This window comes from Streptomyces sp. V4I23, from assembly GCF_030817975.1.
Taxonomy (GTDB): Bacteria; Actinomycetota; Actinomycetes; order Streptomycetales; family Streptomycetaceae; genus Streptomyces.
The window spans coordinates 689,374-703,089 of sequence record NZ_JAUSZW010000004.1 but is presented as its reverse complement, the minus strand read 5'-3'; the positions used below and the strand labels follow the sequence as shown (position 1 = coordinate 703,089).

The following is a 13,716-nucleotide window of genomic DNA, read 5'->3' as shown; positions in this document are numbered from 1 at the left end:
GCAGGCCGGTGTCGTAGACCTTCACACTTTCAAGCTGCCGTCCCTCCCGGCGTGATCCAGTGGTGCTCCCGGCACGGCTGCGACGGCATGCTGTCCCGGGCGATCCTGTCGGCGGCCGGCTGTGTGCCCACCACTCTGGGCCGGTAGTGGGGCTCCGGCCGGGCAGGTCAGCCGGGGCCCGGAGGTCCATGCGCAGGCCGGGGAGCTTGCCCCCGAGGTGGCCGTGCGTCAACAGGAGAAGGGGCTTCCGCGCGGCGGAAGCCCCTTCAAACACGCGACGACGCGACCCCGTCAGTCCAGGTCGCGCCGCATCACCCAGCGATAGCGCTTGTCGCTCTTCGCCTCCGTCCTGCGCACCCGGCGGAAGCCCGCCCGCTCGAACATCTCCATCGTGCCGACGTACGCCAGCGTCGGGTTCACCTTGCCGCCCTCCGGGTCGACGGGGTAACCCTCGACCGCCGGAGCGCCGTTGGCCCGGGCGTGGGCCACCGCGCCCTCCAGCAGGCCCGAGGCCACACCCTTGCCGCGGAAGTCCTTGCGTACGACGAAGCAGGTCACCGACCACACCGGCGCGTCGTCGACCGGCGTGATCGTCTTCGACGACGTGAGGCGGTCCAGATGCTTGCGCGGCGCCACGTTGCACCAGCCGGCCACCTCGCCGTCGAGGTAGCCCAGCACCCCCGGCGGGGGATCGGCCGCCTCGACGAGGGAGCGCATGTGCTTGCCCCGCTCGTCCGCGGTCATCCGCCCGTAGTCGCCGGTGGACAGCCGCCAGGCCATGCACCAGCACGTGTGCGCGCTCTTCTTGGGCTGCAGAACCGACTGCAGGTCGTTCCAACGCTCGGCGGTCGCCGGCAGAACTTCCAGACTCATGCTGCTACTTCGCTCTCTTCCCATTGCTGTGTGTGCTCCGCGGCCGCGGTCCCGCTCGTTCCGCGACGGCCTTCACCCATAACGGCCGTCAGTACCTCCACGGCACGGAGACACGCCTGTCGGCCGACATCCCGATGCGTGACCAGCCGGACCACTCCCGGGCCCGGGGCGGTCGCCAGCACTCCTTCCCGCGCCGCCCTCGCCACGACGTCCTCGGCGCCGGGCGTGTCGACGAGGACGATGTTGGTCTCCCGGGGCCGTACCGGGAACCCCGCCTCCCGCAGCCCGTCCGCGAGCAGCGCCGCGTTCTCGTGGTCCTCGGCGATGCGCTCCAGGTGATGGTCGAGGGCGTGCAGTCCGGCGGCGGCGAGAATGCCCGACTGCCGCATGCCGCCCCCCAGACCATGCCGCAACGACCGTGCCCGCGGCAGGTGTTCGGCGGATGTCAGGAGTACGGATCCCACCGGCGCGCCCAGGCCCTTCGACAGGCACACCGCGAGGGTGTCCGCGACCGGCGCCCCGTACTCGGCGAGGGGTGTGCCCGTCGCGGCGTGCGCGTTCCAGATCCGCGCACCGTCGATGTGCAGCGCGATCCCGGCCCGAGAGGTGAGCTCGCGCACCGCGCGCAGGGTCTCCAGCGGGTACACGGTCCCGCCCGCCCGGGTGTGGGTCTGTTCGAGAGCCACCGCCCGGGTGCCGACGGTGTACGCGTTGCCCGGCCGCAGGATCCCCGCCAGCTCCTCGACGCCCACCAGTCCCCGTTCGCCGGACACCGTCCGCGTCTGGATTCCGCCGTAGCGCGCCGGTGAGCCCTCCTCGTGGGCCAGGATGTGCGCCTCGGCGTCGCAGACGACCTCCTGTCCGGGCGCGGTGAGCAGCCGCAGCGCGATCTGGTTGGCCATCACGCCCGACGGGACGAACAGCGCGCCGGGGAAGCCGAACAGTCCGGCGACCCGTTCCTCCAGCGCACGGACGGTCGGGTCCTCGCCGAACAGGTCGTCGCCGACCTCCGCGGTCGCCATCGCCCTGCGCATGCCGGGTGTGGGCCGGGTGACGGTGTCGCTGCGCAGATCAACGGTCTCGGCAGTCATGACGATGCGTCAGCTCCCTTGGTGTCGGGGGTCCGGGGCCGCGGTGTCAGCCCGCGGACCGCCGCCCAGTCCAGCAGCGGCCGCACCAGCTGCCAGGTCTCCCGGACGAAGTCCGCGGCCCGGTCCGAGGACAGGTCGGGCCCCGGCCCCAGACGCCGGCCGGCGTCGATCCTGCGGTGCCGCAGCAGGTCCAGGCGGGGGTGATCGGCCGGCACGCCGCGCGGCCGGGACTTCAGCCGGTCGCCGCCGATCGTGAAGCCCTCCCGCTCCAGACCGGCCACGATCGCCGCCAGTTCCGTGCCGCCGTCCTCCTCGTCGACGGCGGCACGGTACCGGGCGACCTCGTCGCCGCCGTACGGGTAGTAGCGCCCGGAGGCGTACAGCCCGTCGCGGTCCAGATGGACCCAGAAGCCCAGACAGGGCAGCACATCGAGATAGCAGCCCTGGTACGTCTTGTACGGGGACTTGTCGTGGGACATCCGGGTGTCGCGGACGGGGCCGAGCACGCGCACCCCGTCCGCACCGCCGTACTCCGCGAACTCGGCGGACAACTCCGCGGCCAGTTCGTCCATCGGCGCGCGCACGTCACGCTCGTACACCTCGCGGTGACGCAGCCGCCACGCCTCCTTGGAGTTGTCGTCCGCCAGGTCCTCGTACAGGCGCGGCGCCGACGGGGGGAAACCGCTGAACGTCACGACAGATACCCCGGCAAGGGGTAGCGGGCGCACAGCTCGGTGACGCGGGCCCGCGCCGCGGCGCGCACCGCCGGGGGGAGCACCCCCGAGCCTGCTCGCAGGGCGTCGAGCACGTCGGCCACCAGGTCCGCGCAGGCGGTGGCCGCGCCGCGGTCCATGCCGCGGGCGGCCAGCGTGTTGCTGCCCAGCCGCAGGCCGCCGGTGGTGCGCACCGGCGTCGTGTCGCCGGGGACGCGGTTGCGGTTGACGACGATCCCGCAGGACTCCAGGGCCTCTTCGGCGACGTCGCCGGTCAGTCCCGTGCCGCGCAGGTCGATGAGCACCATGTGGGTGTCGGTGCCGCCGGTGACCAGCCGCATTCCCCGCTCCAGGAGCCGTTCGGCGATGGCCTGGGCACCGTCCGCGAGCCGTTTGGCCAGCTCGGCGAAGTCGGGTCCCGCCACGAAGTCCAGCGCCCGCGCCTTCGCCGCCACCGAGGCCAGGTCCGGGGTTCCCTGGGTGAAGGGGAACACGGCCCGGCGCATGGTCGCCGCGAGCGTGCCGCGCTCCGGTCCGGCCTTGCGGGCGTCGCGGCCGAGCAGGATCAGCCCGCCGCGCGGCCCGTACAACTGCTTGTAGGTGCTGGTGGTGGTGATGTGGGCGTGGTCGATGGGGCTGGGGTGCAGCCCGGCCGCCACCAGGCCCGCGATGTGGGAGATGTCGGCGAGCAGGTAGGCGTTGGCCTCGTCCGCGATCTCCCGGAAGCGGGCGAAGTCGATGCTGCGCGGGTACGCGCTGGCACCGCACACGATCAGCTTCGGCCGGTGGGTGAGGGCCAGTTCGCGGATCTGGTCGTAGTCCAGCAGGCCCTCCGGCGTGACCCGGTAGCCCACGGCCCGGTAGTAGCGGCCGCTGACCGAGGCGGGGGAGCCGTGGGTGAGGTGACCGCCGCAGTCGAGGTCCAGTCCGAGCAGGGTGTCGCCGGGGCTGAGCAGCGCGGTGAGCACCGCGAGGTTCGCGGACGACCCGGAGTGCGGCTGGACGATCGCGTCCCCGGCTCCGAACGCCGCGCAGGCCCGTTCGATGGCGAGTTGCTCGATCTCGTCGGCGACGCCGCAGCCCGCGTGGTACCGGCCGCCGGGATAGCCCTCGGCGGTGAGGTTCCCGAGGGCGCTGCCGCCGCAGGCGAGCACCGACGGGTCGGCGACGCTGGAGGCGGCCACCATCATCAGGGTGTCGTTCTGGCGGGCCGACTCCCGGTTCAGCAGGTCGTACAGGGCCGGGTCGGTCCGCCGGAGCCGGGCGGCCGCACGGCCGGCGAAGTCGGCGAGGTCGGTTCCGTGGGGCGCGGGCCCGGCGGCCGGCCGGGCGCGCTCCCCGGCCGGCGCGTCGAGCGGTGCGGGCAGGGTGAAGGTCATGACTGTCCCTTCCTGGATCTCCTGGAGCCGTCCGTCAGGTCCGCGGCGGACCGGCCGGCCCGCCCGTCCCCGCGGCTTCGGATGGGTCGTCCGGGCTGTCGGTGTCGTCCGGTGACATGGCGGCCAGCGCCTCCGCGGCCGCCACCGCCCCGGCGCCGTACTCCTCGTCGGCGGCGATCTTCCCGGCGAGCTCCGCGACGACGGGGGTCTGGAACACGGTCTTGACCGGCACGGGCACACCCAGCAACTCCTGCAGCAGTCCGGCGAGCCGGGTGCCGCTGAGCGAGTCCCCGCCCAGTTTGAAGAAGTTGTCGGCCGGGCCCACGTGGTCGAGGCCGAGGATGTCGCCGACCGCCGCGCAGAGCACGAGCGACAGCGCGTCGTCCGGCTCCGCGCCGCCGTCCGCGGCGGCCGCGTCCCCGGCGGGCTGCTGCGCCCCTGCGGTCTGCGCCAGCAGCAGCCGGTCCACCTTGCCGTTGCGGGTGAGCGGCAGCTCGTCGAGGACGGTGACCGCGGACGGGACCATGTAGGACGGCAGCTGCTCGGTGAGCCGGGCGAGGATCTGCTCGCCGGAGGCGCCGTTTCCGGCGACGACGTAGGCGTGCAGCCGGCGCACGCCGTGGGAGCTGGCCGGGGCGACCACCACGGCCGCGTCGACCCGCTCGTCCTGGCGCAGCGCGGCCTCGATCTCGCCCAGCTCGATCCGGTGACCCTGGACCTTCACCTGGAAGTCGTCGCGGCCCAGGATCTCGATGCTGCCGTCGGGCAGGTAGCGGCCCAAGTCGCCTGTCAGGTAGGCGCGTTCGCCGGTCTCGGGCAGGCGGATGAAGCGGCTGCGGGTGCGCTCATCGTCGCCCCAGTACCCGAGTGCCAGACCCACGTCGCTGGCCACGGCCATCTCGCCGACCACGCCGAGCGGGCGCTCATGGGCCGTGCCGTCGACGATGTAGTAGCGCTGGTTGGTGATGGGCGTGCCGTACGGGATGCTCGTCCACGCCGGGTCGATCTCGCCGATGGGCTGGAACAGCGACCAGCAGATGGTCTCCGTCGGACCGCCCGAGCCGACGACCTGGATCCGCGGGCTCTGCGCGCGCAGCCGGTCCGGCAGCGTCAGCGGGATCCAGTCGCCGGACAGCACGGACAGGCGCAGGGACTCCAGCGGACGTTCGCCGCCCCGCCGTTCGCGTACCTCCGCCTCGCCGACGAGGAGTTCCATCAGCACGGGCACCGAGTTCCAGAGGGTGACCCGCTCCGCGGCCACCAGATCGGCCCACACGTCCGGCTGCGCGTGCTCGAACGGCGGGGGGATCACGACCGTCCCGCCCTGGGGCAGCACACCGAACACGTCGTAGACGGAGGCGTCGAAGTGCAGCCCCGAGACGGCCAGCAGCCGGTCGGACGCGTCGACGCCGAACCGTTCGGCGACATCGCGGATCAGGTTGACCACGCCGATGTGGTCGACCATGACGCCCTTGGGCTCGCCGGTCGAACCCGAGGTGAAGATGGTGTACGCGAGGTCCGCGGGGGTCTGCGCGGTGCCCGGCCTGGTGGCGTCGCCGACCTCGAAGTCCTGGTCCACACGGTAGCGCCGGGCGTTCGGAGGCCAGGCGATCCGGGTCTCCAGCGAGGACTGGGTGAGGATCTTGTCGACACCGGCGTCCGACAGCAGCCGGCGCAGCCGCTCGGGGGGCACGGAGGCGTCGAGCGGGAGGTAGGCGGCGCCGGACGCGAGAATGCCGTAGACCGCCGCGTACTGCTCCCAGCCCTTCTCCATCACGACGGCGACCAGCTCGCCGGGCTTCGCGCCGTGCTGCCGCAGCCGGTGGCCGATGCGCCAGGCGTACGCGGCGAGTTCGGCGTACGACAGCCGGCGCGTGGCGTCGACGACGGCCTCGGCGTCGGGGGTGCGCGCGGCCTGCTCGGCGAACAGCTCGTGCAGGGTGGTGTACGGGATCTGGCCCGCCGTGTCGTTGATCCGGCGGCGCAGCTCGCGCTCGGCCGGAGGGATCAGGTCGAACCGTTCGGTGCGCAAGGAGTCCGGATCGCCGACGAGGCGCTGGAGCAGCGCGACGTACACGCCGAACGCGGCCTCGGTGAAGCCGGGGGCGAAGGCCCCGTCGACGTAGTCCCAGATGATCCGCAGCTCGCCGTCGAGTTCGCGCAGCTGGACGTCGAGGGAGACCTGCGGGGTCTGCGAGATCGAGTAGACCTCCCGTCCCAGGTCGGTGACCGGACGGCGGACGGGGTAGTCGAGCAGGCTGGTGACGACGATCGGCATGCCGGCCTGGTCGCCCACGCCGTGCAGCCTGGTCAGCTCGCGCAGCACCCGCACGCCGTTGAAGGCGCCGTGCTCCGTGTCGCGGTGCAGCTGGTCGCGCAGGGCGTGCGCGCGGTCCAGGAACGTCCGGCCGGAGCTGTCCGCGGCGAGCAGGACGGCGTTGGTGAAGTCGCCGAGGACCTGGCCGATGTCCTCGTGCACCCGGGGCCGCTGGAACACCGGGTAGTTGAGGGTGAAGTCCGCCTCCTGGGCCCAGCACCGCACCACCTCGGCGAACGCGGCGGTGAGCAGCACGGACGGGGTCAGCTCCGCCTCCGCGGCCACGCGCCGCAGTCGCTGCCAGTCGCCGGGGGAGAGCCGGTGCTCGTGCCGCTCGAAGCGGACCGCGCCGTCACGTGCGCCTCCGGCCGGCAGCGAGGGGGCGGGCGGCAGTTGCGGCACCCGCTCCAGCCAGTAGTCCCTGGCCGCGCGGAACGTCTCGGTGTGGGGCATGTCGTCGGCACGCCAGCGCGCGTACTCGGCGAAGGTGATGCCGGGCTCCGGCAGTTCGGCACCCGGGTTCTCGTACAGGTCGATCAGATCGGGGAAGAGCACCTGGAAGGCGCTGGACGCGTCCAGCACCTGGAGGTCGATGCCGAGATGGATACGGCTGAGGTTCCCCTCGCCGGGCAACAGGATGATCCGCAGGTCGAACAGCGGCCAGCTGCCCACCGCGAACACCCGGTGGCTCATCTCCGCACGCAGCGCCGTAAGGCGCCGATCCGCGTCCGCCGCGTCGAGACCTCGCAGGTCCACCACCGGTATGTCGTACGGCGGCGGGTCCGTGAGCACCTGCTGGGTACCGTCGGCACGGCCGACCGCGCGGAGCATGTCGTGGCGGGCGACCACGCGGCGCCAGGCCGTCGCCAGCCGCTCCGGGTCCAGATCGGCGCGCTCCCACTCGAAGTAGCCGTAGCAGCCGATGCTGCCCAGCTCGACCCCCTCGCCCCGCCCGATCATCAGCGCCTGCTGCGTCTCGGTCATGGGGAAGGGGGCGGCGCTGTCGGCGCGGCCGTGCAAGAGCTCGGTCATGGTCCAACTCCACTCGCAGATGACGGAATTCATAAGGCCGGGGGCCACAAGGGGGTGCCGCGCGCTGCTGGGCACGGCGAGGCTAGGGGCGGCTGGTTAGCCACCGGTTACGCGCCACGGGAACCTCCTCCCGGTCCGCGCTGTCGCACCGCTCCGGCAGCGACAGGGCGAAGAGGCGTACCAAGGGGTGGAACAGGTAGCAGGGCCGGCCCCACTCGTCGGCTCCGCTGACCTCCAGCAGCGCGGCGTCGGCCATCGCCTCCAGCAGCAGCTCGGCGTCCTGCTCGGGCAGGCCGAGCAGGACCGCGGCCTCCAGCGCGGAGAACGGTTCGGGGCCGAGGCCGGCCAGCGCGGGCAGCGCCCCGCGCGCCTGCGGCTCCAGCGCCCGCCAGGACGGCAGCAGCGCGCCGTGCACGTCCAGGTCGCCCGAATGCAGTTCGCGCAGCCGGGTGGCGGGATCGGCGAGTCGCCGGGCGACCCGGTCCGGCGTGAAGTGCGGCCGGGCGGCGATCCGGGTGCCCACGATGCGCAGCGCCAGCGGCAGCCCGGCGCAGTGCTCGACGATGACGGCCGCCGCACCGGGGGCCGCGGCGATCCGGTCGGGGCCCGCGGCGGCGGCGAGCATCTCCAGTGCCGGGCCCTCCTCCAGCGGGTCCAGGGCGACGGTGTGCGCCCCGGCCACGGTGGGCAGGGCGGTGCGTCCGGTCACGAGGACCGCGGGCTCAGGGGTGTTGGGCAGCAGCGGGCCGAGCTGGGCGGCGCTCTCGGCGTTGTCCAGCAGGATGAGCAGGCGTCTGCCGCCGGTTCTCTCGCGGTAGAGACGGACCAGCTCCTCCGGATCGCCGGCCGCGGCGGCGTCCACGGGGCGGCCGAGGGAACGCAGCAGGTGCAGCAGGACCTGTCCGGCGGGCCGCGGGGTGCCGTCCGGGGCGCGCAGGTCGGCGTACAGCTGGCCGTCGGGGAAGTGCTGCTTGCAGCGGTGTGCCGCGTGCACGGCCAGCGTGGTCTTGCCGACCCCGGCCATGCCGGTCACCAGGACGCGGCGCGGGCGGTCGGGCGCGGCGGCGTCCGGCGCGAGCGCCCGGTGGAGCACGTCCAGCTCGCGCTCCCGGCCGGTGAAGTCCACCGTGTCCGGGGGCAGGGTGGCGGGGGCGCCGTGGGGCTCGTCCTCGGTCCGTTCCTGCGGGCGGGGCACGGCGCGCGCCCGGGTCCGCGGCTGCGGCAGGCGCACGAGCGAGCCGTCGAGCAGGGCCTGGTAGGTGGCCTGCAGTTCCTCGCCGGGGTCCACGCCGAGCTCCTCGGCCAGGATCTCGCGGCCGTGGTGGTACAGGTGGATCGCGTCGGCCTGCCGGCCGCTGCGGCACAGGGCGGTCATCAGCTGGCTGCGGAAGCGCTCGCGCAGGGGGAACTCCGCCACCAGACCGGTGAGTTCGACGGTGATCTGCTCGTGCCGGCCGAGCGCCAGGTCCGCCGCGATCCGGTGCTCCAGCGTCGCCGCGCGGGCCTCGGCCAGGCAGGGCGCCTCGGCGTCGAAGAGGTGCTCCGTGGTGTTCGCGAGAGGGCGGCCGTTCCAGCGCGCCAGCGCCTCGCTCAGAAAATCGCCCGCCTTGTCGAAGTTGCCCGAGAGCAGAGCGTCCCGGCCTTTGCAATCAAATTCTTCGAATTCTGTCAGGTCGAGGCTGGAATTCCCGATGGACATGACATAGCCGGGGGGCCTGCGGTCGATGAGGACGTCGTCGCCGAGTATTTTCCGCAGCCGCGAAATGTAGGTGTACAGCTGTGCGTTCGCGGTGGCCGGCGGCGCCCACCCCCACAGCAGACGGCTGAGCCGCTCGTCGGACACGACCTCTTCGCGGGCCAGCAGGAGAGCAGCCAGCACCGTGTGCAGCTTGGTGCCGGACAGCGGCGCCCTGCGTCCCTGGTCGCGCACCTCGACCGGCCCGAGAACTCGGAATTCCATGGGCACCCCCGTTCGTGATCCATGTGACGAATCTACGGACGAAGATATGGGCTCCCGCTGTCACCCCGTTATCGTTTTGATTTCACGAGGTCCCGGCACGGAAAACCGTAGGGACAGGCCGGGAAAAGGGCGCGTCCCTACTGTCCGTCGGACCGCAGCAAGCGGAAATGAAGGTCGACGGACGAGGCGGAATCGATATGCGCATCACGATGACGGGAAAGCGGGCGACGATGGCCGGTCTGATCGTACTGGCGGGACTGATCGCGGGCTCCGGCGCGGCCGGAGCCGGCACCACGACGCACACGGACACGGTGGCGGGCGACGACGACATGCCATGGGGCGTGGTCGAACCGGTCGCGCCGCGGACCGCCTCCGACGACGACATGCCGTGGGGCTGATCTCCGCGTCCCGACGGTGAAACGCCCCCCGATTCCGCACGCCGATGAGTACGGGGCCGGGGCCGAGCTCCGCGACGACGCGCCGTGGGGCCCGCTGCGGCCCCGGCGGCGGGTCAGTCCGGCCGGTCCGCCAGCAGGAGTTGCAGCGCCTGCGGTGTGAGGGATCGTTCCCCCTCGCTGCCGGCGGGACCGCCGCCGTCGCCGCGTACCCGAGCGAGCAGCCGCGTGACCCGCGCCCGCCAGGGCTGGGCCCCCACCTCGCCCAGCGCCGCATGGGCCCGCTCGAACCTTTCCGCCGCGGCCGCGTGGTGGCCGCCGATCGCCTCGACACAGCCGAGATCGGTCTCCACGCGCGCGTAGAGAAAGCGGTCGGCCAGCTCCTCGGTGATCTCCAGCGCCTCGTTCAGTGTGCGCTCGGCCGCCGGGAGCAGACCCTGGGTCCACTGCGTCTCGCCGAGCCCGCGCAGCGCATGGGCCTCCCCGATCCGGTCGCCCTCCCTGCGGGACAGCTGCAGCACCTCGTGGAAGGACTCGGCGGCCAGGTCCAGATCGCCCGCCCGCAACCGCACTTCGGCCAGCCGGTAGATGCTCTGCGTCTCGGCACGCACCGATCCGGTCCGCCGGCTCAGCGCCAGCGCCTCGACGGCCAGCGGCAGCGCCCGCTCCACCTCACCGCGGTCCAGTTCGATCTGGGCGAGGTAGCCGAGCAGATGGGCCTCGTTGCCGGTGTCGCCGGCCTCGTGGAAGCCCTGGAGCGCCGCCCTGCAGTACTCGAGTGCCCGGTCCCAGTCGCCCTGGAAACGGGCGCACATGGCCAGGTTCCGCTGGGCGAGCGCCGCTCCGGGGACGTCGTCGCTCTCCGCGAGCAGCCGCAGCGCGGCGAGGTTCCAGCCCTCGGCCTGCTCATAGCGCCGCTGGTAGATGGCGAGCGAGCCCAGCACCCGCAGCATGGTGGCCTCGCCCGTCCGGTCGCCGGTGCGCCGGGCCGACGACAGCGCGGCCTCGGCGCAGCGCTGCCAGTCCTCCAGGTAGTTCCTGGTCTCGAAGTGGGGCACGGCGCTCTCGGTCAGCGCCCAGGCGTACCGCGCCCGGCCTGTCTCGGCCGCGTGCACCACCAAGTCCGTGACGGTGGCGCGCTCGGAGTCGAACCACTCCAGCGGTGCGGCCAGCAGCCCGTCCGCCGTGCCCCGCAGGAAGCGTGGCGCCGCCTCCGGCGGATGGCCGACGGGGAACTGCCGCCCGTCCAGCCGCCGGTGGGCCTCCTGCGCGAGCCAGAGCCAGGCGGCGAAGATCCGGTCCAGCGCCGCGTCGCACTCCGCCTCCGTCTCGTCCGCCTCGGCGCGCTCGCGGGCGAACAGCTGGAGCAGATCCTGGAAACGGTAGCGGGCCGCGCGGCCCGGCACCGGTTCGACCGTCTCCAGCAGCTGGGCGTCGACGAGCTGGTCGAGAAGCTGCTCGGCGTGCCACACGTCGGTCCCCAGCGCCGCCGCCGCGACCCAGGCCGCGAAGTCCGCGGTGCGCAGCAGCCCCAGCCTGCGGTACATCCGGGTCGCCTCGGCGGACAGATCGCGGTACGTCAGCCGGAAACCGGCCCGCACCCCGCCCTCCGAGGGGCTCAGCTCGTCCAGCCGCCGGCGCTGGTCGCTCAGCCGTTCCACCAGCCCGCGCACGGTCAGGCCGGGCTTGGTGGCGAGCCGCGCCCCCGCGATCCGCAGCGCCAGCGGCAGACAGTCGCACAGCGCGCTCAACTGCTCCAGCGCCACCGGGTCGCTGCCGAACCGGTCGGCGCCGGCGATCCTCGTGAGCAGTGTGGTGGCCTCGGCCGGCGGCAGGACGCGCAGCCTGATCCGCAGGGCCGTGTAGTCGCCGGTCACGTCGTCCAGGGCCTCGCGTCCCGTGGCCAGCACGACACTGCGGCCACCGCCCGGCAGGAGGGGTCTGAGCTGGGCGAAGGACCGCACGTTGTCGAGGACGACGAGAGCCTTCCTGGTGCTGAGCAGACTGCGGAACAGCGCCGCGCGCTCGTCCGGTTCCGCGGGGATCTGCGGGCCGGGCGTCCCGAGGGCGCGCAGAAAGCGGTCCAGCACCACCGCGGGGGAGACCGGCGGGTTCTCCTCGTCGTAGCCGCGCAGGTCGGCGAAGAGCTGGCCGTCGGGAAAGCGGTCGGCGGCCTGGCTCGCCCAGTGGACGGCGAGGGCCGTCTTGCCCACCCCGCCGACGCCGACGATCGTCGCCAGGGCGGGTGCGTGCGGCTGGTACGGCTCCTTCAACAGCCGGTCCAGCAATGCCAGTTCCTCCTGGCGGCCGGTGAACCGCATGACGTCCGCGGGCAGTTGGGCCGGGGTGGTCTGGACGGCGACCGGGGCGGCGGGCGCGGCGGCGACCGGCCTGGTCAGCTCCGGCGAGTCGTGCAGGATCAGTTCGTGCAGGTGCTGGAGCGCGGGACCGGGCTCGATGCCCAGCTCCTCGTTCATCAGCGAGCGGCCCTGCCGGAACACCTCCAGGGCCTCGGCACGCTGCCCCGAACGGTAGAGCGCCAGCATCAGGTGTTCGCGCGACTGCTCGCGCAGCGGGTGCCGGGCCACCAGTTCGCCCAGTTCGCCGGTCAGGAGCCGGTGCCGCCCCAGCTCCAGCATCAGCCCGGCGCGCTCCTCGATCAGGTCGAGCCGCAGGTGTTCCAGCCGGGCCGCCTCCGCCTCGATCCGCGCCCCGGACAGTTCGTCGAGGGCCGCGCCGCGCCACTTGCTGAGCGCCTCCTCCAGCAGGGCGCACGCCTCCTCGGCCCGGCCGTGCCGTGCGGCGTCCCGCCCGCGCTCGGCCTCGTGCAGGAACTCGACGACGTCGATGCGGTGCGTGCCCCGGGCGAGGACGTAACCCGGGGGAGAGGTGAGCAGGATGTCGCTCCCGCCGGCCTCCTTGAACGTCTTGCGCAGCGTCGCCACGCATATCGCGATCTGGTTGCGGGCGGTCGCGGGAGGGGACTCGGGCCACACGGCGTCGACGAGCGTGTCGACGGACACGATCCGGTCCGCCGAGAGCAACAGCATCGCGAGAACGGTGGACTGCCGCCTGCCCTTGATGCGCAGGGGCTGCCCGTCGGCCTGTACGAGCAGCGGCCCCAGCATTCTGAAGACGAACTGATTCACTGGTCCCCCCGGCCTGTGACCTCTAGGCAGGTCGGTAACGGTACAACAAGGAAGTGGCCCCCGATCAGCGGGGAGTCGCCGCGTGAGCGGGGCGGACGCCGTGCCGTGGGCGGGCCGTCGGGGGGTGGTCCGGACGCCGCGCGGTGGTGCGCGGGCGAGCTCAGGACCGGGCCTGGGGGACGACGGAGCCGAGGGCGAGCGACAGCTCGCGCAACACATCGGTGGTCCGGCCGAACTCCTCCTCCCCGCCGAGCTCCCGGCACAGCCGACGGGCCAGTTCGGCGTGACCGGCGTCGACCTCGCGGAGCACCGCCTCGCCCCGCTCGGTGGCCGCCAGCAGTCGGGCGCGCCGGTGCGCGGGATTGGCACGGTAGTCGGCGAGCCCCTGCTCCACCAGCAGGTCGGCGATGCGCTGCACGCTCTGCCGGGTGACGCCCAGCATGCGCGCTATGCCCGACACGGACCGCGGTTCGTCCTCGACCGCGCCGAGGACCTGCCACTGCGCTGCGCTGAGGCCGGACGGCACGGTCAACTGGTCGAGCAGTGCCCCGAATCTGCCGTTCAGGTGGAAGACGGCCAGGGCGGTGCGGCTGAACGCGTCGACGGAACTCATGCCGTCGCGGATGTGCTCACCGGATGTCGCGACACGCACTACGGCCCCCTCCGCCGGCAGTCGACGTCCGTGGCCGGGGACGAACCCGGCCATTGCGTTGCTGCACCGTACAACCGTGCGACACGGCTGTCCATGAAGGGGGAACCCAGGTGCGGGCCGGGCCCCGGGGCACCTGCCCGGGGCCGCGGCGTCCG

General features: G+C 73.2%; 9 protein-coding genes. 1 reads left to right on the top strand and 8 read right to left on the bottom strand.

Annotated features, from left to right (window positions below; genetic code table 11):
* Positions 1-291: 291 nt before the first annotated feature.
* The 6 genes from QFZ82_RS05420 to QFZ82_RS05395 all read right to left on the bottom strand — a co-directional run bounded on the left by QFZ82_RS05420 (position 292) and on the right by QFZ82_RS05395 (position 9,365).
* Positions 292-873, bottom strand: a complete 582-nt coding sequence (locus QFZ82_RS05420) for a GNAT family N-acetyltransferase (protein ID WP_307712029.1) — start codon at positions 871-873, stop codon at positions 292-294.
* Entirely contained in the window at positions 870-1,964 is a 1,095-nt protein-coding gene (locus QFZ82_RS05415; protein WP_307712028.1) for a low specificity L-threonine aldolase, read from the bottom strand. The genes QFZ82_RS05420 and QFZ82_RS05415 overlap by 4 nt, the downstream gene beginning before the upstream one ends.
* Positions 1,961-2,659 carry a DUF2461 domain-containing protein gene (locus QFZ82_RS05410; RefSeq protein ID WP_307712027.1) on the bottom strand — a complete coding sequence of 233 codons (699 nt, stop codon included), beginning with the start codon at positions 2,657-2,659 and terminating at the stop codon, positions 1,961-1,963. Before QFZ82_RS05410 ends, QFZ82_RS05415 begins: the two co-directional genes overlap by 4 nt.
* Positions 2,656-4,056 carry a serine hydroxymethyltransferase gene (gene glyA / locus QFZ82_RS05405; RefSeq protein WP_307712026.1) on the bottom strand — a complete coding sequence of 467 codons (1,401 nt, stop codon included), beginning with the start codon at positions 4,054-4,056 and terminating at the stop codon, positions 2,656-2,658. Before glyA ends, QFZ82_RS05410 begins: the two co-directional genes overlap by 4 nt.
* Before the next feature lie 34 nt (positions 4,057-4,090).
* Positions 4,091-7,405, bottom strand: coding sequence for an amino acid adenylation domain-containing protein (locus QFZ82_RS05400; RefSeq protein ID WP_307712025.1), 3,315 nt, complete (start codon positions 7,403-7,405; stop codon positions 4,091-4,093).
* A gap of 82 nt (positions 7,406-7,487) precedes the next feature.
* Positions 7,488-9,365: an AfsR/SARP family transcriptional regulator gene (locus QFZ82_RS05395; protein WP_307712024.1), complete on the bottom strand. Its 1,878-nt coding sequence runs from the start codon at positions 9,363-9,365 to the stop codon at positions 7,488-7,490.
* 197 nt (positions 9,366-9,562) lie between these two features.
* Between QFZ82_RS05395 and QFZ82_RS05390 the strand changes: the two genes are divergently transcribed.
* On the top strand, positions 9,563-9,763 hold the full coding sequence (locus tag QFZ82_RS05390) for a hypothetical protein (protein ID WP_307712023.1): 201 nt from the start codon (positions 9,563-9,565) through the stop codon (positions 9,761-9,763).
* A gap of 113 nt (positions 9,764-9,876) precedes the next feature.
* On the opposite strand, the gene QFZ82_RS05385 is transcribed toward QFZ82_RS05390, so the two are convergent.
* Together QFZ82_RS05385 and QFZ82_RS05380 are read right to left on the bottom strand one after the other, a co-directional pair.
* A complete protein-coding gene (locus QFZ82_RS05385) occupies positions 9,877-12,909 on the bottom strand; it encodes a BTAD domain-containing putative transcriptional regulator (RefSeq protein ID WP_307712022.1) in 3,033 nt (1,010 codons plus the stop codon).
* A gap of 160 nt (positions 12,910-13,069) precedes the next feature.
* Positions 13,070-13,561, bottom strand: coding sequence for a MarR family winged helix-turn-helix transcriptional regulator (locus QFZ82_RS05380; RefSeq protein WP_373429236.1), 492 nt, complete (start codon positions 13,559-13,561; stop codon positions 13,070-13,072).
* Positions 13,562-13,716: the final 155 nt, after the last annotated feature.